Below are 22299 nucleotides of genomic sequence, written 5' to 3' on the forward strand. Positions count from 1 at the left end.
CCGCCCCGGCCCCGGCCCCCGCTCCGGCCCCGGCCGCCGCCGCCGCCCCGGCGGCGATGCCGTCGGCGCGCAAGATCGCCGCCGATGCCGGGCTCGACACCGCCGGCCTCGCCGGCAGCGGCAAGGGCGGCCGGGTCACCAAGGGCGACGTGCTGTCGGCGCTGGCGGCGCCGGCCGTCGCCCCGGCCAGCGGGCGCGAGGAGCGGGTCAAGATGACCCGCCTGCGCCAGCGCATCGCCGAGCGGCTGAAGGCGGCGCAGAACAACGCGGCGATGCTGACCACCTTCAACGAGGTGGACATGACCGCCTTGTTCGAGCTGCGCAACCGCTACAAGGACGGCTTCGAGAAGAAGCACGGGGTCAAGCTCGGCTTCATGTCGTTCTTCGTCAAGGCCTGCGTCGCCGCGCTGAAGGAATGGCCGGCGGTCAATGCCGAGATCGACGGCGATGAACTGATCTACAAGAAGTATTACGACATCGGCGTCGCGGTCGGCACCCCGCAGGGTCTGGTGGTGCCGGTGGTGCGCGGGGCGGATACGCTGTCCTTCGCCGGGGTCGAGCAGGAAATCGCCGCGCTCGGCAAGAAGGCGCGCGACGGCAAGCTGACGATGGCCGAACTGACCGGCGGCACCTTCACCATTTCCAATGGCGGGGTGTACGGCTCGCTGATGAGCACCCCGATCCTCAACCCGCCGCAATCGGGCATCCTCGGCATGCACAAGGTGCAGCAGCGGCCGATGGTGATGCCCGACGGCAGCATCGCGGCGCGGCCGATGATGTATCTGGCCCTGTCCTACGACCACCGCATCATCGACGGCCGCGAGGCGGTGTCGTTCCTGGTGCGGGTCAAGGACGGGATCGAGGATCCCTCCCGCCTGCTGCTGGAGGTCTGAGCGATGGCCGCAACCTCGTTCGATCTGGTGGTGATCGGCGGCGGACCCGGTGGCTATGTCGCCGCGATCCGCGCCGCCCAGTTGGGGATGTCGGTCGCCTGCGTCGAAAAGCGGCCGGCGCTCGGCGGCACCTGCCTCAATGTCGGCTGCATTCCCTCCAAGGCGCTGCTGGCCGCCTCGCACCATTACCACACCGCCGCCCATGGCCTCGGCACCTTCGGCATCGCCACCGAGGGGGTCAGCTTCGACCTCGCGGCGATGATGGCGCACAAGGACAAGGTGATCGCCGACAACACCAAGGGGATCGACTTCCTGTTCCGCAAGAACAAGATCACCCGCTTCACCGGCGCCGGTCGTCTCGCCGGCGAGGGCCAGGTGGTGGTCAGCGGCGCCGAGGGCGAAACCACGCTCGCCGCCAAGGCGATCGTGATCGCCACCGGCTCGGAATCGACTCCGCTGCCGGGGATCGAGATCGACGAGACGGTGTTCGTCTCCTCGACCGGGGCGCTGGCGCTCGGTTCGGTGCCGAAGCGCCTCGCGGTGATCGGCGGGGGCGTGATCGGGCTCGAACTCGGCACGGTGTGGGGCCGGCTCGGCTCCGAGGTCACCGTGATCGAGTTCCTCGACCGCATCCTGCCGTTCCATGACGGCGAGGTGTCGAAGGCGATGCAGCGGCTGCTGGCCCAGCAGGGCTTCGCCTTCAAGCTGGCGACCAAGGTGGTGGCGGGCGAGCGGGTCGGCGATGCCGCCCGCCTGACCCTCGAACCGGCTGCCGGCGGTCCGCAGGAAACGGTGGAAGCCGACGTGGTGCTGGTGGCGATTGGCCGCCGTCCCCATGTCGATGGCCTCGGTCTCGACACGGTGGGGGTCGAGCGGACCAAGCGCGGCTTCATCGCCGTCGATGCTCACTATCGCACCAACGTCCCCGGGATCTATGCCATCGGCGACGTGATCGGCGGCGCGATGCTGGCGCACAAGGCGGAGGAGGAGGGCGTCGCCCTGGCCGAATTGCTGGCCGGCCAGCACGGCCACGTCAATGCCGAGGCGATCCCGTCGGTGGTCTACACCTGGCCGGAGGTGGCCTCGGTCGGCCAGACCGAGGAGCAGCTCAAGCAGGCCGGCATCGCCTATGCGGTCGGCAAGTTCCCGTTCCTCGCCAATGGCCGCGCCCGCGCCAGCGGCGAAGCCGACGGCTTCGTCAAGATCCTGGCCGATGCCGCCACCGACCGTATCCTGGGGGCGCACATCATCGGCCCCAATGCCGGGGAACTGATCGCCGAACTGGTGCTGGCGATCGAATTCGGCGCCGCCGCCGAGGACATCGCCCGCACCTGCCACGCCCATCCCTCGCTGGCCGAGGCGATCAAGGAGGCGGCCCTCGCCGTCGCCGGGCGGGCGATCCACGTTTGACGCGTGGGCTCCGCCCACACCCGCCAAGGGCCGAGGGCCCTTGGAACCCTTTGGTGGGTGGGGCGGAGCCGCTTTTTTCGTGATGGAAAATCAAGGGGATCCAAGGGCCTGTGGCCCTTGGCGGGTCCGGGCGGAGCCCGGGGGAGTCAAACTGTCTCCCGACGGAGGGGATGCTTCCGGGCCTGTCTGGTGGGGACATCGGCGCCTGGAGCGAGCGGGACCAGGCCGCTCCGGACTTCGTTCCACCGACAGTTCCCCGCCGTCGGGAGTTTGAGGGCCGGCGAGGAACCGGCAATCCGGTAACGGTTCCTCGCCGCCCTGGGGTGGGGGACGCCCCGGCGATGGGGGGGGAGGAGATCGCCGGCGTCTGACCCGATGCCTCGGCCTGTCAGGGGGGATGACGGGGCCGGGCCGTAGCGGTGAGGAGGGGAGGGTGGAGGAACCTCTCTCACCGCCGCGTTAAAGATAGACTAATTCTTATTTGATGCATCCGCAATACATTTTTTGGACCCGCCGCCGATGATCGCCGAATTCGCCGCCGTGCTCGCCGCCGTGCTGTCGCTGGCCACCCTGGTGGTGGTGCTGTTGTCCCGCCGGGGCGACGAGGGGGGCGGCGGCCGGCTCGACCGGCTGGAACGGCTGCTGCGCGACGAATTCGCCGCCCAGGCCCGCCAGGGGCGCGAGGAGCTGGCCGGACAGATCCGCGCCCTCGAAGCCGAGCTGCGCGGCCTGATCGAGCAGCGGCTGGCCGACGCCCGCGCCGATCAGGCCGGGCAGGGGCGGGCGCTGCGCGAGGAGGTCGGCGGCAATCTGCACCAGCTCGCCGACGGCATCGCCCAGACCCTGCGCGACCGGCTTGACGGGGTGATCCGCTCGATGGGCGAGCAGACCCGCACCGTGGCCGATCAGCTCGACCGCCTGCGCGGCGACAATGCCGCCAAGCTCGAACAGATGCGCCAGACCGTCGATGAGAAGCTTCAGGGCACGCTGGAAAAGCGGCTGGGCGAGTCGTTCCGTCTGGTCAGCGACCGGCTGGAGCAGGTGCATAAGGGGCTGGGCGAGATGCAGAGCCTCGCCAGCGGGGTGGGCGACCTCAAGCGGGTGCTGTCGAACGTCAAGACCCGGGGCACCTGGGGCGAGGTCCAGCTCGGCGCGCTGCTCGACCAGATCTTCCGCCCCGATCAGGTGCTGCGCGAGGCGACCTGCCGCCCCGGCAGCGCCGAGCGGGTCGATTACGCCCTGCGCCTGCCCGGCCGGGGCGAGGACGAGCCCGAACTGCTGCTGCCGATCGACGCCAAGTTTCCCAACGAGGATTACGAGCGGCTCCAGCTCGCGGTCGAGCGCGCCGATGCCGAGGCGGTCGAGCAGGCCGCCCGCGCGCTGGAGGCCCGCATCCGCCAATGCGCCCGCGAGATCCGCGACAAATACATCAACCCGCCCTTCACCACCGATTTCGCCCTGCTGTTCCTGCCGACCGAGGGCCTCTATGCCGAGGTGCTGCGCCGGCCCGGGCTGATCGAGCTGCTTCAGCGCGAGTACAAGGTGGTGGCGGCCGGGCCGACCACCCTGGGGGCGATCCTCAACGCCTTGCAGATGGGGTTCCGCACCCTGGCGATCGAAAAACGGTCGAGCGAGGTGTGGGAGATCCTTGGCGCGGTCAAGACCGAGTTCGGCAAATATGGCGAGGTGCTCGACAAGGTGCAGCGCAAGTTGCAGGAAGCCTCGAAGACCATCGACGACGTCGCGGTGCGCAAACGGGCGATTGATCGCCGCCTGCGCGCGGTCGAGGCGCTGCCGGACTCGGGGGTGGCGGCGCTGCTGCCGTTCGACGACGCCGACGACCCGCCGGGCTGACGCCCGGGGCCAAGGGGCGAGCCCCTTGGCAATCCCCCGGAGGGCCGCAGGCCCTCCACCCTTGAATCACGGATTGGCGGGGAGGACGGCCCCGCCTTTTATGAAGAGAAACAAAGGGGGTTTGGGGCATCGCCCCAAATGGGTTTGGGCGAGTGCCCAATAAGGGAGCGGTCAAGCCAGGCTGTCGTCGAGCAGGGCGGCGGGGATTTCCATCAGTCTCGGTCCGTCGGTCCACAGCAGCAGGCAGCGGATCCGCCGTCCGGGATAGAGGCAGGCCAGCGCCAGCCGGTAGGCGGCCATCTGGCGGACATAGAGCGGCGGGATCGCCGCCACCTCCGACGGTGGGCGGCGATTGGTCTTGTAATCGACCGCCACCACGCTGTCGGCGGTGACCACCAGCCGGTCGATCCGCCCCGACAGGATCCGCTCGCCGATGCGGGCCAGCACCGGCACCTCGGCCAGGGCGCCGGGGGCGAACAGCGGGGCGAACTCGGTCGAGTCGAGCAGGGCGTTGACCTCGGCGGCGATCGCCACCTGCTCGGCGGCGGTGAGGCCCCACAGCGGCCGGGCCAGGAACCGGCTCATCGCCGCCGCCCGCTCGGGCCGGGGCAGGTCGGGCAGGCTTTGCAGCAGGCGGTGGATCAGGGTGCCGCGCTGCCAGCGGCCGGTGTCGCCGGCACGGTCGAGCGGCGAGCGCACCGGCGGTTCCTCGTCGTCGGGGCGCGACGGCGCCAGCGGGCGCGGCGGCGATGGCTCGGCCTCGGCCGGGCGGGTGGCCCAGGGCGGCAATTCCGGCTCGGGCGGCGCGGCGGCGGCGCCGGGCTCGGCGTCCACCGCGTCCTGCTGCGGGCAGCGCAGCACCAGCAGCTCGTGCCCCTCGGTCTCGTCGGCCGCGACCAGCCACGGCGCCGGCTCGGTCTCGGCCAGCGGGGCGACCGCGTCGCGGATCAGGCCGTACCAGCAGCCCTCGGGCGGGGCGCGGCGGGTTTCCCAGCCGCAGATGATCAGCCGGTCCTCGGCCCGGGTCAGCGCGACATAGAGCAGGCGGCGGTATTCCTGCTCGCGCGCCTGCTTGCGGGCGGCGGCGGCGGCGCGGCAGACCGGGTCCTGGTCGTCGGCGCGCGGCACCCAGGCCGGCAATTCGTCGGCCGCCGCGCCGTCGCCCAGCCACAGCAGCCGCCCGCTCTGGTTCGGCATCTGGAGGGTGTCGGGCAGCACCACGATCGGCGCCTGCAAGCCTTTGGCGCCGTGGACGGTCATGATCCGCACCGCGTCGCGCCCGCTTTGTTCGAGGTCGCGCTTGATCTCGGGCTGGCTGGTGTCGAGCCAGTGCAGGAAGCCCTGCAACGAGGGGGGATGGATCCGCTCGACCGCCAGCGCCAGGGCCATGAATTCGTCGATCGGGTCCTCCGCCTCCTGGCCGAGCCGGGCCAGCAGCGCCCGCCGTCCGCCGAGCGGGCCGAGGATCCGCGCATACAGCGCCTGCGGCGGCAGCCGGTCGGCCAGCGCCAGCAGGTCGGACAGATAGAGGTAGGTGCGCTCGAACGCCGGATCGCGGGTCAGGCCGGCGGCCAGCGCGCTCCACAGCGAGGTCTCGCCCCGGTCGTGGGCCAGGGTGAACAATTGGGTCTCGTCCAGCCCGACCAGCGGCCCCTTCAGCACGGTGGCCAGGGTCAGATCGTCCTCGGGCAGCAGCAGGAAGCGGCCGAGCGCCATCAGGTCCATCACCGCCATCTGGTCGGTCAGCACCATCCGGTCGGCCCCGGCCACCGCCACCTTCAGCGTCTTCAGCTCGCGCACCAGATCCTCGACCAGCGGGCCGCGCCGCCGCACCAGCACCAGGATGTCGCCGGCCCGCACCGGCCGGCCGCGCGACTCCAGCCTCTCGCTGCCGATCATCGCCGCGATCCGCCCGGCCAGCAGCCGGGCCAGCCGGGCCGGTGGCGAATCGCCCCGGATCCGCTCGACCGGCGGCTTCCATGGCGGCGGGGCGTCGAGCGGGCGCGGCGCCACCGGCGGCCAGATCTCGACCCGCCCGCCGGCCCCGGCGCGGTGGGCGAGGTGGGTGATGTCCTCGTCCGGCCCGGCGACACCGTCGCGGCCGGGGCTGTTGGGCGCGAACACCGCGTTGACCGCGTCGAGCACGGCGCGGCCGGAGCGGAACGACAGGTTGAGGGCGATTTCGTCCCAGCGTTGGCCGGCCGACGGCACCTCGCGGGCGAAGCGGGCGCGCATCGCAGCGAAGGCGCGCGGGTCGGCGCGCTGGAACGAATAGATCGACTGCTTGGCGTCGCCGACCGCGAACACGGTGCGGGTGCGCCCGCCGGCACCGACATCGGCGAAGAATTCCCCGGTCAGCGCCGCCACCACCGCCCACTGGTCGGGGTTGGTGTCCTGGGCCTCGTCGATCAGCACATGGTCGATGCCGCCGTCGAGTTTGTACTGGACCCAGGCGGTCTGGCCCGGCCGGGTCAGCAGGTCGCGCGCGGCCAGGATCAGGTCGTCGTAATCCAGCGCCGCCCGCGCCGCCTTGGCCCGGCGGTAGGACTCGAGCAAAGCGGTGCCGAGGGTCAGCAGCGCGGCGGTGGCGGCGAGGATCCCGGCGGCGCGCAGCCTGTCCTCGACCCACAGCACCCGCTCGGCTTCGGCCTCCAGGGCGTCGAGGCTGGCCGGGTCGGCTTCCCGCACCCCCTTGGAGGCCAGGGTCTGGCGGATCTCGCCCTCGCGGGTGAGGAACTGATCGACCCACCCGGCCCAGCCGGCGGCGCGCCCGGCCGGGTCGGCCAGCCACGCCGCCATCCCTTCGGCCCGCTTCTGGTCGGTCTTGCCGCCCTGTTCCAGCGCGGCGACGGCGCGGCGCAAGGCGGGGCCGTCGAACGAGTCCTCGGCGCAGGCGGCGGCGCGCAGGCTGTCGACCGTCTCGCCCGGCGCCACGTCCAGCCGGGCCGCCAGCGCCCGCACCACCCCGCCCAGCCCGCCTTCGCGGCGCAGGATCCGTTCCAGCCGGCCGCGCTCGCTGGCCAGTTCGCCCAGCAGATCGGGGAAGGCCTGCTCATGCACCCGCGCCGTCACCGTCGCCAGCGCCAGCGCCAGGGTCGGATCGGCCCCGTCGCGGGCGGCGGCCAGCACCTCGATCTTGGCGGCTTCCAGCGCCTCGGCGGCGTCGCCATCGTCCATCAACTGGAAATGGGGGGCGAGCCCGGCCTCCAGCGGGAAGCGGCGCAGCAGCGACTGACAGAAGGCGTGCAGGGTCTCGATCGCCATCCCGCCCGGGGTGTCGAGCACCTGGGCGAACAGCCGGCGCGCCCGCACCCGCTCGGCCGCATCAGGCGCACGCCCCAACAGCCGGGCCAACTCGCCTTCCAGCGTCGCCTCGTCGGCGGTGGCCCAGGCGGCGAGACGGCGGTTGAGCCGCACCGCCATCTCGGCGGCGGCGGCCTTGGTGAAGGTCAGACACAGCAGCCGGCGCGGCGTGGCGCCGGCCAGCAGCAGGGTCAGCACCCGGTCGGTCAGCACCTTGGTCTTGCCGGTGCCGGCGCTGGCGGCGACCCATACGCTGGCGGTGGGATCGGCGGCGCGGCGCTGGCGGCGGTCGGCCTCGTCGGTCAGGCTCATCGCCGGCCCCGCCCGACCACCGAAGCAGGTCCAGGAGCCGCTGGCTCCTGGCGGGTTTGGGCGGAGCCCATGATTTTTTACCCCCCTTTACCGGCGAGAGGATGGTGGCTCTGCACCAGCTTGACCAGCCGCTCGCTCTGGACGTGGGTGTAGATCTCGGTGGTGGCGATGTCGGCATGGCCCAGCATCTGCTGGACCAGCCGCAGATCGGCGCCGCCGGCCAGCAGATGGCTGGCGAAGGCGTGGCGCAGGACGTGGGGCGACAGCCGCGACGGTTCGATCCCGGCGGCGAGCCCGGCCCGCCCCAGCATGCGGGCGAAGCCGGAGCGGGTGAGATGGCCGCTGCGCCCGCGCGACGGGAACAGCCAAGGCGAGGTGGCGGCGCCGGGCAAAGCGGCGCGGACCGGGCGCCACGCCGCCAGGGCTTCGCGGGCCGGCACCGACAGCGGCACCATCCGTTCCTTGTCGCCCTTGCCGCGCACCGTCAGCAGCGCCGGGTCGCGCGCCACCGCCGCGAACGGCAGCCCGACCAGTTCGGACACACGCAGCCCGGTGGCGTAAAGGGTTTCGAGCAGGGCGGTCAGCATCACCCCGTCCTCGCCCGGCACGGCGCGGGCGGCGGCGAGCAGGGCCGACACCTCGGCCACCGACAGGATCTTCGGCAGCGGCCGCTTCAGCCGGGGGGCATCCACCCCCATCGTCGGGTCGTCGCGGCGGCGGCCCTCGGCGACCAGGAAGGCGTGGAACTGGCTGACGCAGGACAGCCGCCGCGCCTGGGTGCGCGGCGCCATCCCGCGCGCGGCCTGATCGCCCAGCCAGTCGCGCAGCAGGGCCGGGCTGGCCTCGAGCGGGCCGGCGCCGGCCCGGCCGAGGAAGGCGAGGTAGGAGTCGAGATCACGGCGATAGGCGTCGAGGGTGTTGGCGGCGGCGCCCCGCTCCGCCGCCATCATTTCCAGGAAGGACTCGACGTGGCGGTCCATCACACCCCGTTGGCCAGCGCGATTTCGATCGCCAGGGCGCGGGCCTCGTTGGTGAGGCCGACCAGCCGCAGCATCGCCACCGCCCGGCCGAGCAGGGCCGGGTCGGCGCGGTCGAAGCCGGTCTGGCCCAGTTCGACCAGACTGAGCAGCACCGTCTCGCCCAGGCGGCGGTCGGTCGCCGCCGCCTCGGCCAGCGAATCGAGCGCCGGACGGGGCGACAGGGTCGGGGACAGCAGCGGATCGCGCAGCGAGGCCAGCCACGGACCGGGCGGCACCACCTCGCCGACGCCTTCCAGCAGCGACAGGATCACCTCGGCGCGGCGGCCGGCGGCCTCGGGCGACAGCCCGTCGGCGGCGGGCAGCTCGATCGGCGCCGCCTCCTCGTTCGGCCGGGCCAGCCGGCGCAGCAGCGCCACCGCCTTGGCCTGACGCAGGGTGGCCGGGTCGCCATAGGCGAGGTTGAGCCAGGGGCCGGCCAGATCGGCGCGGTCGATCACCACCAGGGCGCGGGCCAGCGGCGCCGCCTGGGCGGCGAGGTCGGGGCCGGGCGTCAGCGCGGTCAGCAGCGGGGCGTAGAGGCGGGCGGCGGCGGCGAAGGCGGCCGGATTGGCGCTGCCGGTCAGCAGGCCGGCGATCGCCTGGGCGCGGCGGGCGGGATTGTCCTCGGCCGGGATGGTCCGCCACAGCAAAGCGCGGCCGCGCGGGGTGCGCGGGCCCTGGGCCAGCGCCTCCTGGGTCTCGGTCGGGTTGAACGACAGGTCGGTGTAGAGGTGGCGCAGCGATTCGGTCGCCCACAGCCCGAGCGCCTCGGCCCGTTCCGCCGCCGCCAGCCGGGTGTCGGCGGAATTGACCGGGTTGGTGGCGATCGCCAGCAGCAGGCCGGGCGGCACCGTCGCGGCGGCCTCGGGCGGCAGCGGCAGCCGGCCGGCGCGACAGGCGGCGAGCGACACCGGGGCCAGGGTGTCGATCCGCTCCAGCTTGGCCGGCGGCACCCCGGCCATCGCCTCGGCGGCGAGCAGGAACACCGGGTCGGCTTCCTTGTGGTCGCGCATCAGGTCGAGCGCCATGTTGGCCTCGAGCGTCCGCCCCTCGGACAGGGCGCACACCACCTTGAGGCGCGGCTCGTCGTAATGGCGGGTGGCGGCCTCGACGCAGGCGGCCTTGACGTCGCCGCCGAGCAGGGCGGTCTCGACCCGGGCGCGGGCCAGGGGGGGGGAATTGAGCGATCCCGGCACCGCCTTGACCAGCGCCGCCAGCCCCTCGCTTTCGCCCAGCGCGGTCAGCCGGTCGATGCGGATGTCGAGCAGCGACGGCCCGCCGGCGGGGGCAGCCCCGGCCGGCGCCGCCGCGTTGGTCAGCAACAGCCGTCGCGCCAGCTGGCGCAGGGCGGGGGATTCGGTGGTCGGCAGGCGGGGCAGCAGGCGGCGGATCACCGCCGGGTCGGTGCCGCCCCACATCGCCGCGCCGAGGCCGCCATGGGCATCGTCGAGCACGCCGCCGCCGTCGAGTCCGGGCTCGCCCAGTTCGCGCGCCTCGAACCGCGGCGCGGCCCCGCGCGGGGCGGTGACGGAAAACACCCCCTCGGCGGCGCCCGGCGCCTCCTCCGCCGCCCGGGCCGCGACCGGCCCCAGCAGCAACGCCAGCGCCAGCAGCCCGGCGCCGGCGTCAGCGCGGGAAATGGTCATCCGGAATCATCCGTTCGATTCGTACCGTCGGCGGGGTGGGATCCCAGGCCGAAACCATCACCACGGCGGTGGTGATCAGCACGGCGAGGACGAGGATCACGAAAGCGACAAGCCTGATCATGAGAAACCGGGGACCTCATTGAACGAGGAGTGACATCGATTTCTGGACAGAGCCGGCCCGGCGCGGCTAAAAGCGGCGGATCGGGGCGCCCCGCCCCTGGATTTCGGCGCGATGCCTTGAACACGGGGGGCCAGAAACCGAACGATGGCGAACCTTGAGCAGTCTATCGGCCCCGCCGCCGCCGATCAACGCCGCTCGCGCACTCCCGGTGCCGAGCCGGCCCCCGCCGCCGATCTCGACCGGCTGGCCGCGCCGCTGATCGGCCGGATTCCGCGCACCGTCGCCCTGGTCGGTCTGATGGGGGCGGGCAAATCCTGCATCGGCCGCCGCCTCGCCGCCCGGCTCGGGCTCGATTTCGTCGATGCCGACGCCGCGTTCGAGGCCGCCGCCGGCTGCACCATCGCCGAATATTTCGCCCGCCACGGCGAACCCGCCTTCCGCGAGGGCGAGCGCCGGGTGATCGCCCGCCTGCTCGATCAGGGGCCGATGATCCTGGCCACCGGCGGCGGTGCCTTCATCGATCCCGACACCCGGGCCCGGATGCGCGCGGGCGCGATCACCGTCTGGCTGCGCGCCGAGCTGCCGCTGCTGCTGAAGCGCACCGTCGGCCGCGACCACCGCCCGCTGCTGAAGCAGGGCGACCCGGCCGAGATCCTCGGCCGGCTGATCGCGGCGCGCTATCCGGTCTATGCCGAGGCCGATCTGGTGGTCGAATCGACCGACGAGGCGCCCGAGGCCACGGTGGCCCGGGTGCTGGCCAGTCTGGCCGGCCATCTGGCCCCCGGCCAGGGCGACAGGGAGGAAGCATGAGCGTCGAAACCGTCACCGTCGCCCTGGGCGAGCGCACCTATCCGATCGAGATCGGCCCCGGCCTGCTCGACCGCGCCGGCGAACTGATCCGCCCGCTGATGCGGGGCGAGCGGGCGCTGGTGGTCAGCGACGATCAGGTCGCGCCGCTGTACCTCGAACGGCTGGAACGCAGCCTGTTCGCGGCCGGGATCCAGCCGCTGCACACGGTGATGCCGGCCGGCGAGCAGACCAAGGATTTCCCCCATCTCGAAGCCCTGCTCGACGCGATGCTGGCGGCGCGGGCCGAACGCGGGACGATGGTGGTGGCGCTGGGCGGCGGGGTGGTCGGCGACCTGACCGGCTTCGCCGCCGCGATCCTGCTGCGCGGGGTCGATTTCGTCCAGATCCCCACCACCCTGCTGGCCCAGGTCGACAGCTCGGTCGGCGGCAAGACCGGGATCAACACCCGGCACGGCAAGAATCTGGTCGGCGCCTTCCATCAGCCCCGGCTGGTGCTGGCCGACACCGACCTGCTCGACAGCCTGCCGCGCCGGCAGGTGCTGGCCGGCTATGCCGAGGTGGTCAAATACGGGGTGATCGACGATCCCGATTTCTTCGCCTGGCTGGAGGCGCACGGCCCGGCTTTGGTCGCGGGTGACGCGGCGGCGCGGCGGCATGCGGTGGCGGTCAGCTGTCGCGCCAAGGCCCGCATCGTCGCCGCCGACGAGCGTGAATCCGGCCAGCGCGCCCTGCTCAATCTCGGCCACACCTTCGGCCACGCGCTGGAGGCCGAGACCGGCTTCTCCGACGCGCTGCTGCATGGCGAGGCGGTGGCGATCGGGATGGTGCTGGCGCTGAAGCTGTCGGCCCGGCTCGGCCTCGCCCCCGCCGCCGACGCCGAGCGGCTGGCCCGCCATCTCGACGCGGTCGGGCTGCCCTCGGCCCTGCCGGCGGGGCGGGCGTGGGATCCCGACCGGCTGCTGGAGCACATGTTCGGCGACAAGAAGGTCAAGGACGGGGCGATCACCTTCGTGCTGGCGCGCGGCATCGGCCACAGCTTCCTGTCGCGCGACGTCGCCAATGGCGAGGTGCTCGCCCTGCTGGCGGAGAGCGCCGCCGGGAGGTAGGCCATGGACAGCATTACCCTGACCCTGCTCGCCGTCGCGGCGTTGCAGGCGATGTCGGCATTCTTTTCCGGTTCGGAAACCGCGCTGACGGCGGTGTCGCGGCCGCTGATGCACCAGCTCGAACAGGAGGGCGACCGCCGCGCCGGCCGGGTCAACCACCTGCTCGCCACCCGCGACCGGCTGCTGTCGGCGCTGCTGCTCGGCAACAATCTGGTCAACATCCTGGCCTCGTCGCTGGCGACCGGGGCGCTGGTCGGGCTGTTCGGCGATGCCGGCATCGCCTATGCCACCGCCGGGATGACGGTGGTGGTGGTGCTGTTCGGCGAGGTGCTGCCCAAGACCTACGCGATCTATCACGCCAACCGGGTGGCGCTGTGGGTGGCCGGGCCGGTCAGTGCGCTGGTGCTGGGGCTGACCCCGGTGGTGCGGACGCTCGAACTGCTGGTGCGGCTGATCTTCCGCCTGTTCGGCGCCAGCCGCACCCCGACCGTCTCGCCCGAGGCGGCGATGGCCGAATTGCGCGGCGCGATCGAGGTCCATACCGGCGAGGGCGAGGTGCGCGAGGAGCGGCGGATGCTGCGCTCGATTCTCGAACTGGGCGATGTCGAGGTCGGTCAGGTGATGACCCACCGCCGCAACATGGTCACCCTTGATGCCAGCCTGCCGCCGGCGGCGCTGCTCGATCAGGTGATCGCCAGCCCCTATACCCGGCTGCCGCTGTGGCGCGACGATTCCGACAACATCGTCGGCGTGCTGCATGCCAAGGACGTGCTGCGGGCGGTGCATGACAATCCGGCGGCGATCGAGCAACTCGATCTCGGCGCCTTCGCCAGCCCGCCCTGGTTCATCCCCGCTTCGACCACGCTCCAGGAGCAGTTGCAGGCCTTCCGCCAGCGGCGCGAGCATTTCGCCCTGGTGGTGGACGAATACGGCTCGCTGCTCGGGGTGGTGACGCTCGAGGACATCCTGGAGGAGATCGTCGGCGACATCGTCGATGAGCACGACGTCGCCGTCGCCGGGGTGCGGCCGCAATCGGACGGCAGCTACATGATCGACGGCGCGGTGCCGATCCGCGACCTCAACCGCGAATTCGAATGGCGGCTGCCCGACGACGACGCCGCCACCCTGGCCGGGCTGGTGCTGCACGAGGCGCGGCGGATTCCCGAGGTCGGGCAGGCCTATCTGTTCTACGGCTTCCGCTTCGAGATCGCCCGCCGCCACCGCAACCAGATCACCGCGGTTCGCGTCACCCCGCCGGCCGCGACCGGCACGGGCCGCCCGGCCTGACCCTTCCCTGGGCGTTTGCGCTTGCGCCGGGCCTGCGGTTCCGCTAAGTCTCGGCCAGACTGGAGGAGGTCATGATGCGGCACCGTGCCAATCCGGATGCTGGTCGGCTCCGGGACGCGGTTCCGGCGGCGGTGCCCTTCGCCTTTTTTTCCAAAACCGGCACGACCAAGACCGCCTGACGGCGGGCTGGTTCGTCCTGAGCAAACGACCAGGCCCGCGGCGACGCCTCGCGGGCCTTGTCGTTTGCGGCAGGCAGCGCGGGCCCGGCCGGGCGGCCCCGAAACGGAGAGACAGACACGATGGGCTACAAGGTTGCTGTGATCGGCGCCACCGGCAATGTCGGCCGGGAGATGCTGCAAATCCTGGCGGAACGCGATTTTCCGGTCGATGAGGTCGCCGCGCTGGCCAGCGAGCGTTCGGTCGGGCGCGAGGTGTCGTTCGGCGAGGATCAGGTGCTGCGGGTCAAGGACCTCGCCAAGTTCGACTTCACCGGCTGGGACATCGCCCTGTCCTCGCCCGGGGCCAAGGTGTCGGCCCAGCACAGCCCGCGCGCGGCGGCGGCGGGCTGCGTGGTGATCGACAACACCTCGCATTTCCGGATGGAGCCGGACGTGCCGCTGGTGGTGCCCGAGGTCAATCCCCAGGCGATCGCCGGCTACCGGAAGCGCGGCATCATCGCCAACCCGAATTGCTCGACCATCCAGATGGTGGTGGCGCTGAAGCCGCTGCACGAACTCGGCCAGATCACCCGCGTCGTGGTGTCGACCTACCAGTCGGTGTCGGGCGGCGGCAAGGAGGCGATGGACGAGCTGTTCAACCAGACCCGCGCGATCTACGTCAATGACGAGGTCAAGGCCGAGAAGTTCCCCAAGCAGATCGCCTTCAACCTGATTCCCCAGATCGATTCCTTCATGGATGACGGTTCGACCAAGGAAGAGTGGAAGATGGTGGTCGAGACCCGCAAGATCCTCGATCCCGACATCGCGGTGCTGGCGACCTGCGTCCGCGTCCCGGTGTTCGTCAGCCATTCCGAATCGATCAGCGTCGAGTTCGCCCGCCCGGTCAGCGTCGAGGAAGCGACCGAGGCCCTGCGCGCCGCCCCCGGGGTGGTGGTGCTCGACACCCGCGAGCCGGGCGGCTACCCGACCCCGGTCGAGACCACCGGCGAGGACGCGGTGTTCGTCAGCCGCATCCGCAAGGACCCGACCGTCAAGAACGGCCTCGCCTTCTGGTGCGTCGCCGACAATCTGCGCAAGGGCGCGGCCCTCAACGCGGTGCAGATCGCCGAGCTGCTGGCGCGGGACTACCTCGCTAAGTAATCGGCCCCCTCTCGGGTTTTAGGGTGATGTGGGCTCCGCCCACCCCCGCCAAGGGCCGCAAGGCCCTTGGAACCCATGGGGGGTCGGGCGCGGACCGGCCTGTCAGCTTGGGCGCGGGTGCTTGCCGCGCGAAGGGCAGGGAAAGGGATCCAAGGGCCTTCGGCCCTTGGCGGGTGCGGGCAGAGCCCGCCTGACGGTGGATTCATCCCGGCGAATCGGCTAACACATCCTCCGGCGCCCGTTCGGCGCGCCAGGCCGCGTAGGGAGGAACCGCTTTGCCGTACAATCGGATCACGCTGACCCATTTCCTGTTGCAGGACCAGCGGCGGCTGGGCGGGACCGGCTCGTTCACCGGACTGGTCACCGACCTGATCTTCGCCTGCAAGATGATCTCGCGCGAGGTCAACCGGGGCGCGCTGGCCGGCAATCTCGGCGTCGCCGGTTCGGAGAACATTCAGGGCGAGGAGCAGAAGAAGCTCGACGTTCTCTCCAACGAGATCTTCATGCACATGAACGCGCTGGGCGGGGCCTATGCCGGCATGGCCTCGGAGGAGATGGAGCATGTCAGCGCCATCCACGGCGCCGGCGACGGCAAGTATCTGCTGCTGTTCGATCCGCTCGACGGCTCGTCCAACATCGACGTCAACATTTCGGTCGGCACGATCTTCTCGATCCTGCGCCTGCCCGAGGGCGCCAGCACCATCGCCGAGGCCGCCTTCCTGCAAAAGGGGGTCAAGCAGGTCGCCGCCGGCTATGCCCTCTATGGCTCCTCGACGATGATGGTGCTGACCACCGGCAACGGGGTCAACGGCTTCACCCTCGACCAGTCGATCGGCATGTTCATGCTGACCCATCCCAACATGACGATCCCGGCCGACACCCAGGAATTCGCCATCAACGCCTCGCGCGCCCGCTTCTGGGAACCGCCGGTCAAGCGTTACGTCGATGAATGTCTGGCCGGCAAGGAAGGTCCGCGCGGCAAGGATTTCAACATGCGCTGGGTCGCCTCGATGGTGGCCGAGGTGCATCGCATCCTCTGCCGGGGCGGGGTGTTCATGTATCCGATGGATGCGGAGAACCAGGCCAAGGGCGGCAAGCTGCGGCTGATGTACGAAGCCAACCCGATGGCCTTCATCGTCGAGCAGGCCGGCGGCGCCGCCAGCACCGGCCGCCAGCGCATCCTCGACATCGAGCCGGCCAAGCTGCACCAGCGCGTGCCGGTGATCCTCGGCTCGCGCAACGAGGTGACGCGACTGGTCGGCTATCATTCCGAACACGATTCGCGCCGGAACTGACGGTCCGGCCGCCCCGGAGCCGGTCGGGCTCCGGGGTCGGGATCAGGTGAACAGCCGCAGCACCGCCTGATTGGCCTGGGCGGCCGGGGCCAGCGATTGCAGCGCCGGCGGCTTCCGCCCGGCCGCGTCCGGGTCGGGGTGGGTGACCGTGCGCAGGGTGGCGATCAGCTGGCTGGTGAAATCCTGGCGGATCTGCACGGTGCCGAGCGCCTGGGTCAGGCTGGCAGCGGCCTCGGCCAGGGTGGTGGCGGCCTGGGCCAGTTCCTGCCGGCTGGCGGCGGCGCCCTCGGGGCCGGTCCAGGCGGTGGCGGCCGGGGTCAGGCCCAGCCCGGCGGCGGTCAGGGCCAGTTCCGGCAGGGTGCGCGGGGTGGTGCTGGCCGAGGTGCCGTTGAACAGCACGGTCAGCGCCTCGGGGTCGCTGCCGTCGATCAGCTGGGTGCGGCCGTAGCAGGTGGCTTCGGCGATCTGATCAAGCCGGGCCAGTTCGGCGTCGTAGAGGGTGGCGGCCTGATCGAGCGGGCGGGCGCCGCTGGCGGCGGCCTCGGCCAACTCCGCCAGCCCGCCGACCAGCGCCTGGATCGCCAGCACGCCGTGGTTGGCCGATTTCAGCGCCGCGACCGCATGCTTCATGCCGACGAGCAGGGCGCCGAGATCGCCGGCCCGGCTGTCGAGGGTCGCGGGCGGCAGCGGGGTCTCGCCGAGATCGGGCAGCCCGCCGGCCCGGCGGGCGGCGGCGAGGCGGGCTTCGACATTGGCCAGCAGCGCGGCCGAATTTTGCAGGGAATCCGTGATCGATCGCATTGAATTCGTCTGGGTGGAGTCCGCCATGATCGTCTCCGGATTCTGGAGAGAATGCGACGAAACCTGGGAAAGGCCGTTTCCGGGGCCGGGGGTACGCTAACCCGGCGCTGGGGTTTGCGCAACAGACAACCCCGCCGCCCGCGCGCGCCGATCCTTCTGGCCGGGCTGATCGCCTCGGCGTAGAATGGAAAGCAGCATTCGCACGCTGGAGGGAGGGCCATCATGGCCGAGGAACAAGTGCGTACCGATGTTGCCGATATCAAGGTGATTCCGCCGGTGATCTTCGGCGGGTTTCTGGTGGGGGGACTGGTGCTGGCCGCGATCTGGGGGGTGCCGGTGCTGCCCCGGGTGCTGGCGCACGGGCTGGGGGTCTGTCTGTTGATCGCCGCCGGCTTCGTCGCCGTCACCGCGTTCCAGGCGATGAAGCGCCAGGGCACCGCCGTCCATCCCCGCACCCCGACCGACGCGCTGGTCACCGACGGGCCGTTCGCCTACAGCCGCAACCCGCTCTACCTGTCGCTGCTGGCGATCTATGGCGGGCTGGCGCTGCTGGTCAATTCGCTGCTGATGGTGCTGCTCGGGGTGGCGCTGTACTTCACCCTCCAGCGCCATGTGGTCGAGCCGGAAGAGCGCTATCTGGCCGAAAAGTTCGGCGACGCCTATCAGGATTATCTCGGCCGGGTGCGGCGCTGGCTGTAACGCTCCGGTCGGGCTGCCGCCCGACACCCGCCCGGGGCGATGCCCCGGACCCCCTTGGTTTTCATCGATAAAAAAAAGGGGAGGTTTGGAGGCGCCAGCCTCCAAGCGGGCCGACGGGCGGCAGCCCGCCTCACCTATACATGTTTGCGCGCGGGGCGGCGGCCCGCCTCAGCGCAGCATGCGGCCGAGCAGGTCGGCCAGCGCCTCGACCGCCATGCCGGCGGCGAACACCGCGGTGAAGATCAGCACCTTGTTCCAGGACGGGCGCGAGAAGGCGCCGTTTTCGGCCGGCTCGACCGGGGCCGGCGCCTCCGCCGGGGCCGGAGGGGCGGCGGGACGGGTGTTGGTCGGGTTCCAGGCCGGGGTAGCGGCGCGGCGGGGGATCTCGCCATGCTGGGTGCTGCGCCACAGCCGCAATTGTTCGAGCGCGGCCTCCTCGCCGGCCGGCGGGGCCAGATGGGCCCAATGGCGGTTCTGCCGGATCAGCAGATCGACGGTTTCGCGGGTGGCGTCGAGCAGGGCGCGGCCGGCGCGGCTTTCCGGGTCGAGCACCGCCACCGGCAGGCCGAGCTGGGCCGCCTCGGCCACCGTGGCGTCGGCGGCGATCTCGGTCGACAGCACCTGATCGCCGAATTCGGCGCGGATCACCCGGGCGACGTCGGCGCCGATCGGGTCGGTGCCGGTCATCGTCAGCAGGATGCCGGCGACGTCGAGCTGGTAATTGACCGTCTCGCGGACGCGGCGGACCTCGTACCAGGTGTTGACCAGCCCGTCATGGGCGAACGGGTCGGGCCGCACCGGCATCAGCACGGCGGTGGCCGAGGCCAGCGCGGTGGCGCCGGCGGCCGACAGCGAGGGCGGGCAATCGACCACCACGATATCGACCCCGGTCTCGGCGAGGCGGGCCTCGAGCAGGCCGCGCCGCCGCCCCGAGGGGGCGAGCAGGTGGTCGTTGTCGCGCAGGCTCTGGGTCGCCGGCAGCAGCCACAGCCCCTCATAGACGGTGTCGAGGGCGACGTCGGCGATGTCGGCGCGGCCGGCGATCACCTCGAACGCACCCTCGGCCGGCAGCGGCGCGACGCCGAAGCTGGCGCTGGCATTGCCCTGGGTGTCGAGATCGACCAGCAGCACCCGATAGCCGAACGCGGTCAGCGCGACGGCGAGGTTGCAGGCGACGGTGGTCTTGCCGACGCCGCCTTTCTGATTGAACACCGCCAGCATGGCCGGCGGCGGGGCGGGGGAGGTGGGGGTTTCGGTTTCGGCCATCACGAAAACAGGTCTTCATCCTGGGTTTCGACAGAAGCCGGCCGCCGCGGCCCGGGGTCGCGGCCGGCCAGCGCGGCGGTGAAGCGCCGGCGCCAGTCGGACAGGGTGATGCACTCGCCCAGTTGGCGGCTCCAGACGTCGATCACCGGATCGATCGGGGGCAGAGGGGGGTGGGCGCGGGTCTCGGCCACCAGTTCGGCTTCGAGCCGGCGGAAGGTTTCCAGCACCGAGGCGACCTGCTCCAGCCCCTGGCGCGAGCGGTCGGCCGCCTGAAGCCGGCCGATCACCGCGAAGGTGTCGTCGCGCAGGGTCGCCGCCGCCTCGGCGTCGCCATTGCCGCCGCCGGACCCGCCGATCCTGGCGGCCATCCCGGCCAGCACCCCGGCGGCGCCCTCGGTGGCCTCCTCGAACTCGCGGCCGGTGGCCACCGCCTCGGCGGCCAGGAAGGCGAAGGCGTTCTGTTGCAGGACCGAAAAGGCCTGCCAGCGTGCCAACAGGTCAAGCAGCGCCGCCTTGTCTCCGGAATTGGTCATGGTCGGGATCCCTTGTTGCGCCGGACCGGGCGCGCCCCCCACTGTGGCGCAACCGGGCGCCGGCATCAATCCTCGCCGTGGGCGCGACACAGCCGCAGGATCTCTTCCGCGATCCGGCCGAGCGGCAATTCGCGCTGCGAGGCGCCGTTCTCGCGCGCCGCCTTGGGCATGCCGTAGACCACGCAGGAGGATTCCTCCTCGCCCAGGGTGTCGGCGCCGGCCTGACGCATCGCCAGCAGCCCGTCGGCGCCGTCGCGGCCCATCCCGGTCAGGATCGCCCCCACCGCTTTGCTGCCGCAGGTGGTGGCGACCGAGTGGAACAGCGCATCGACGCTGGGCTTGTGCCCCGACACCAGCGGGCCGTCGTCGAGATGGGTCACCAGGGTGGCGCCGGAGCGCCGCACCAGCAGGTGGCGGTCGCCCGGGGCGATGTAGGCGTGGCCGGCCAGGATCCGCTCGCCGTTTTCCGCCTCCTTGACCCGCATCGCCGCCAGCCCGTTGAGCCGCTCGGCGAAGCTGGCGGAAAAGCGCGGCGGGATGTGCTGGGTGATCACGATCGGCGGCGCGTCGGCCGGCATCGCGACGATGATGTCGCGCAACGCCTCGACCCCGCCGGTCGAGGCGCCGATCGCCACCAGCCGCTCGCTCGAGCGGTAGAGCTGGTTGGCCGACAGCCGCCCCGGTGCGGCCCGCGTGGTGGCGTCGCGCGGCCGCAGCCGGGCCACCGCCGCCGCCTTGACCTTCTCGACCAGTTCGACCCGGCGGGCCTCGAAGCCGGCGGCGGCGGCGTCGGACGGCTTGCACACCACATCGACCGCGCCCAGCTCCAGCGCCCGCAGCGACACCGCCGCGCCCTGGGCGGTCAGCGACGACACCATCACCACCGGCATCGGCCGCAGCGTCATCAGCCGTTCGAGGAAGGTGATGCCGTCCATCCCCGGCATCTCGACGTCGAGGGTCAGCACATCGGGGTTGAGCGCCTTGATCTTCTCGCGCGCCACCAGCGGATCGGGGGCGGTGCCGACCACCTCGATTCCCGGATCGGAGCCGAGCAGGGTCGACAGCATCTGCCGCATCAGGGCGGAATCGTCGACGATCAGAACGCGGATCTTGGCCATGGTCGTCCTCATGTGAACAATTCGACGTCACCCTCGATCGGCACGGCGGCGAGGCGCGAGCGGTAGGACATCTCGCGGGTCAGCACCGCCCGTTCGACCTCGTGCTTGAGGAACAGGCGGATCACCTTGCCGATGCGGGGGAAAAAATGAATCCGGCGCGGATAGGGGCCGCCCAGATCCTCGGCGGCGAGGCGCAGCCCCTCGTCGTCGAGATAGCGGCGGACGAAGCGGGCGTTGCGGTCGCCGACCGAATCGAGCCCGCCATGCATGCCGGGAATGACGTTGCCGGCGCCGAACACCTTGATCTCCAGCGATTCCCGCCGCGCCCCGCGCCGCAGCAGGTCGTTGACCAACTGCTCCATCGCGTGGTTGCCGTAGCGCATCGCCTTGTCGATCGGGGCCTCTTCGTCGCCGCTGTCGGGCAGCATGAAATGGTTCATCCCGCCGATCCGCATCCGGGGATCCCACACGCAGGCGGCGACGCACGACCCCAGCACGGTGACGATCATCTCCTGCCCGGCGGTCGAGACGTAATGCTCGCCCGGCAGCACCTTGACCGCCATGATCCGGAAGGTGGGATCGAACCAGCGGCGGCGTTCGGCCTCGGCCGACGCGGCGAGAGCGGCATTCCACCCGGTCATCGGCGGCGATAGACCGTCTTGTCGGACATTTCGAACCGGTCGGTCAGGCCGATCAGCGATTCGGCGTGACCGAGATACAGCATCCCCCCGGGCACCAGCAGGTCGGCGAAGCGGTTGAACAGGCGGTGCTGGGTCGGCTTGTCGAAATAGATCGCGACGTTGCGGCAGAAGATGACGTCGAACGGCCCCTTCATCGGCCAGGCCTGGTGCAGGTTGAGGCGGCGGAAGCGGATCAGGGCGCGGATGTCGTCGCTGATCTGCACCCGGTCGGGCTCGCCGTGGACGTGGCGGAGAAAGCGCCGGCGGTAGGTTTCGGGGATGGTCTCGCCCTCCTCGGCGGAATAGATCCCGGCGGCGGCCCGGCCCAGCACGTTGGTGTCGATGTCGGTGGCGAGGATCAGCGCGTCCCACGCCCCGGGCGGATGCAGGGTGGCGGCCACCGTCATCGCGATGCTGTAGGGCTCCTGGCCGGTGGAACAGCCGGCCGACCACAACCGCATCCGCGGCCGGCGCGGCTGCTCGGCGGCGCGGGGTTCCAGCACCCGGCTGCGCAGATGGTCGAAATGATGCGGCTCGCGGAAGAAATGGGTGATGTTGGTGGTCAGGGCGTTGACCATGTTCTCCAGTTCGCCCCGCCCGTCCGGCCCCTCGATCAGGGCGCAGTAATCCTTGAAGCTGCGCAGGCCGAGCGCGCGCAGCCGCTTGACCAGCCGCCCCGACACCATCTGCCGTTTGTGCTTGGTGACGACGATGCCGGTCTCGCGGGTCAGGTAGCCGGCCAGGGCGGCGAATTCACGCTCGCCCAGTTCGAAATGGCGCTCGGACGCGGCGGCAGGGTCCGCCGCGCCGTCCTCCGTGTTCCGTTC

Annotated in this window: 19 protein-coding genes; 9 read left to right on the top strand and 10 right to left on the bottom strand. The window is 71.5% G+C overall.

Features of this window, described 5'->3' with window-relative positions; genetic code table 11:
- From odhB to ACFSNB_RS01070, 3 genes are all read left to right on the top strand, one after another.
- On the top strand, window positions 1-893 hold an 893-nt coding region (gene odhB / locus ACFSNB_RS01060; RefSeq protein WP_377313648.1), incomplete at its 5' end, for a 2-oxoglutarate dehydrogenase complex dihydrolipoyllysine-residue succinyltransferase.
- Window positions 894-896: 3 nt separating this feature from the next.
- The gene (gene lpdA, locus ACFSNB_RS01065) at window positions 897-2303 is read left to right on the top strand and encodes a dihydrolipoyl dehydrogenase (protein WP_377313650.1); all 1407 of its coding nucleotides are present in this window, start codon (window positions 897-899) and stop codon (window positions 2301-2303) included.
- A 519-nt stretch (window positions 2304-2822) separates the two neighbouring features.
- A complete protein-coding gene (locus ACFSNB_RS01070; RefSeq protein ID WP_377313652.1) occupies window positions 2823-4157 on the top strand; it encodes a DNA recombination protein RmuC in 1335 nt (444 codons plus the stop codon).
- A 171-nt stretch (window positions 4158-4328) separates the two neighbouring features.
- On the opposite strand, the gene addA is transcribed toward ACFSNB_RS01070, so the two are convergent.
- From addA to ACFSNB_RS01090, 4 genes are all read right to left on the bottom strand, one after another.
- Window positions 4329-7772, bottom strand: coding sequence for a double-strand break repair helicase AddA (gene addA, locus ACFSNB_RS01075; protein WP_377313653.1), 3444 nt, complete (start codon window positions 7770-7772; stop codon window positions 4329-4331).
- A gap of 77 nt (window positions 7773-7849) precedes the next feature.
- A complete protein-coding gene (locus tag ACFSNB_RS01080) occupies window positions 7850-8752 on the bottom strand; it encodes a site-specific tyrosine recombinase XerD (RefSeq protein ID WP_377313655.1) in 903 nt (300 codons plus the stop codon).
- On the bottom strand, window positions 8752-10437 hold the full coding sequence (locus ACFSNB_RS01085; protein ID WP_377313657.1) for an antifreeze protein: 1686 nt from the start codon (window positions 10435-10437) through the stop codon (window positions 8752-8754). Before ACFSNB_RS01085 ends, ACFSNB_RS01080 begins: the two co-directional genes overlap by 1 nt.
- Entirely contained in the window at window positions 10418-10558 is a 141-nt protein-coding gene (locus ACFSNB_RS01090; RefSeq protein WP_377313659.1) for a hypothetical protein, read from the bottom strand. Before ACFSNB_RS01090 ends, ACFSNB_RS01085 begins: the two co-directional genes overlap by 20 nt.
- Before the next feature lie 144 nt (window positions 10559-10702).
- On the opposite strand from ACFSNB_RS01090, the gene ACFSNB_RS01095 reads away from it, so the two are divergent.
- From ACFSNB_RS01095 to ACFSNB_RS01115, 5 genes are all read left to right on the top strand, one after another.
- Window positions 10703-11368 carry a shikimate kinase gene (locus ACFSNB_RS01095; RefSeq protein WP_377313661.1) on the top strand — a complete coding sequence of 222 codons (666 nt, stop codon included), beginning with the start codon at window positions 10703-10705 and terminating at the stop codon, window positions 11366-11368.
- On the top strand, window positions 11365-12474 hold the full coding sequence (aroB, locus tag ACFSNB_RS01100; protein ID WP_377313663.1) for a 3-dehydroquinate synthase: 1110 nt from the start codon (window positions 11365-11367) through the stop codon (window positions 12472-12474). Before ACFSNB_RS01095 ends, aroB begins: the two co-directional genes overlap by 4 nt.
- 3 nt (window positions 12475-12477) lie before the next feature.
- A complete protein-coding gene (locus tag ACFSNB_RS01105; RefSeq protein WP_377313665.1) occupies window positions 12478-13761 on the top strand; it encodes an HlyC/CorC family transporter in 1284 nt (427 codons plus the stop codon).
- A gap of 299 nt (window positions 13762-14060) precedes the next feature.
- Window positions 14061-15080, top strand: a complete 1020-nt coding sequence (locus ACFSNB_RS01110) for an aspartate-semialdehyde dehydrogenase (RefSeq protein ID WP_377313667.1) — start codon at window positions 14061-14063, stop codon at window positions 15078-15080.
- A 275-nt stretch (window positions 15081-15355) separates the two neighbouring features.
- Entirely contained in the window at window positions 15356-16375 is a 1020-nt protein-coding gene (locus tag ACFSNB_RS01115; RefSeq protein WP_377313669.1) for a class 1 fructose-bisphosphatase, read from the top strand.
- 42 nt (window positions 16376-16417) lie between these two features.
- Here the strand turns inward: ACFSNB_RS01115 and ACFSNB_RS01120 are convergent, their stop codons facing one another.
- Window positions 16418-17176, bottom strand: a complete 759-nt coding sequence (locus ACFSNB_RS01120; protein WP_377313671.1) for a hypothetical protein — start codon at window positions 17174-17176, stop codon at window positions 16418-16420.
- Window positions 17177-17398: 222 nt separating this feature from the next.
- Between ACFSNB_RS01120 and ACFSNB_RS01125 the strand changes: the two genes are divergently transcribed.
- On the top strand, window positions 17399-17875 hold the full coding sequence (locus ACFSNB_RS01125; RefSeq protein ID WP_377313673.1) for a methyltransferase family protein: 477 nt from the start codon (window positions 17399-17401) through the stop codon (window positions 17873-17875).
- A 168-nt stretch (window positions 17876-18043) separates the two neighbouring features.
- Here the strand turns inward: ACFSNB_RS01125 and ACFSNB_RS01130 are convergent, their stop codons facing one another.
- From ACFSNB_RS01130 to ACFSNB_RS01150, 5 genes are all read right to left on the bottom strand, one after another.
- Window positions 18044-19141, bottom strand: coding sequence for a ParA family protein (locus tag ACFSNB_RS01130; protein WP_377313674.1), 1098 nt, complete (start codon window positions 19139-19141; stop codon window positions 18044-18046).
- Window positions 19141-19674, bottom strand: a complete 534-nt coding sequence (locus tag ACFSNB_RS01135) for a hypothetical protein (protein ID WP_377313675.1) — start codon at window positions 19672-19674, stop codon at window positions 19141-19143. Before ACFSNB_RS01135 ends, ACFSNB_RS01130 begins: the two co-directional genes overlap by 1 nt.
- 65 nt (window positions 19675-19739) lie before the next feature.
- Window positions 19740-20792, bottom strand: coding sequence for a protein-glutamate methylesterase/protein-glutamine glutaminase (locus ACFSNB_RS01140; protein ID WP_377313676.1), 1053 nt, complete (start codon window positions 20790-20792; stop codon window positions 19740-19742).
- 8 nt (window positions 20793-20800) lie between these two features.
- On the bottom strand, window positions 20801-21433 hold the full coding sequence (cheD, locus tag ACFSNB_RS01145; protein WP_377313678.1) for a chemoreceptor glutamine deamidase CheD: 633 nt from the start codon (window positions 21431-21433) through the stop codon (window positions 20801-20803).
- Window positions 21430-22239 carry a CheR family methyltransferase gene (locus tag ACFSNB_RS01150; protein ID WP_377314023.1) on the bottom strand — a complete coding sequence of 270 codons (810 nt, stop codon included), beginning with the start codon at window positions 22237-22239 and terminating at the stop codon, window positions 21430-21432. The genes cheD and ACFSNB_RS01150 overlap by 4 nt, the downstream gene beginning before the upstream one ends.
- Window positions 22240-22299 lie beyond the last annotated feature (60 nt).

This window comes from Phaeospirillum tilakii (assembly GCF_042683125.1).
Classification (GTDB): domain Bacteria; phylum Pseudomonadota; class Alphaproteobacteria; order Rhodospirillales; family Magnetospirillaceae; genus Phaeospirillum; species Phaeospirillum tilakii.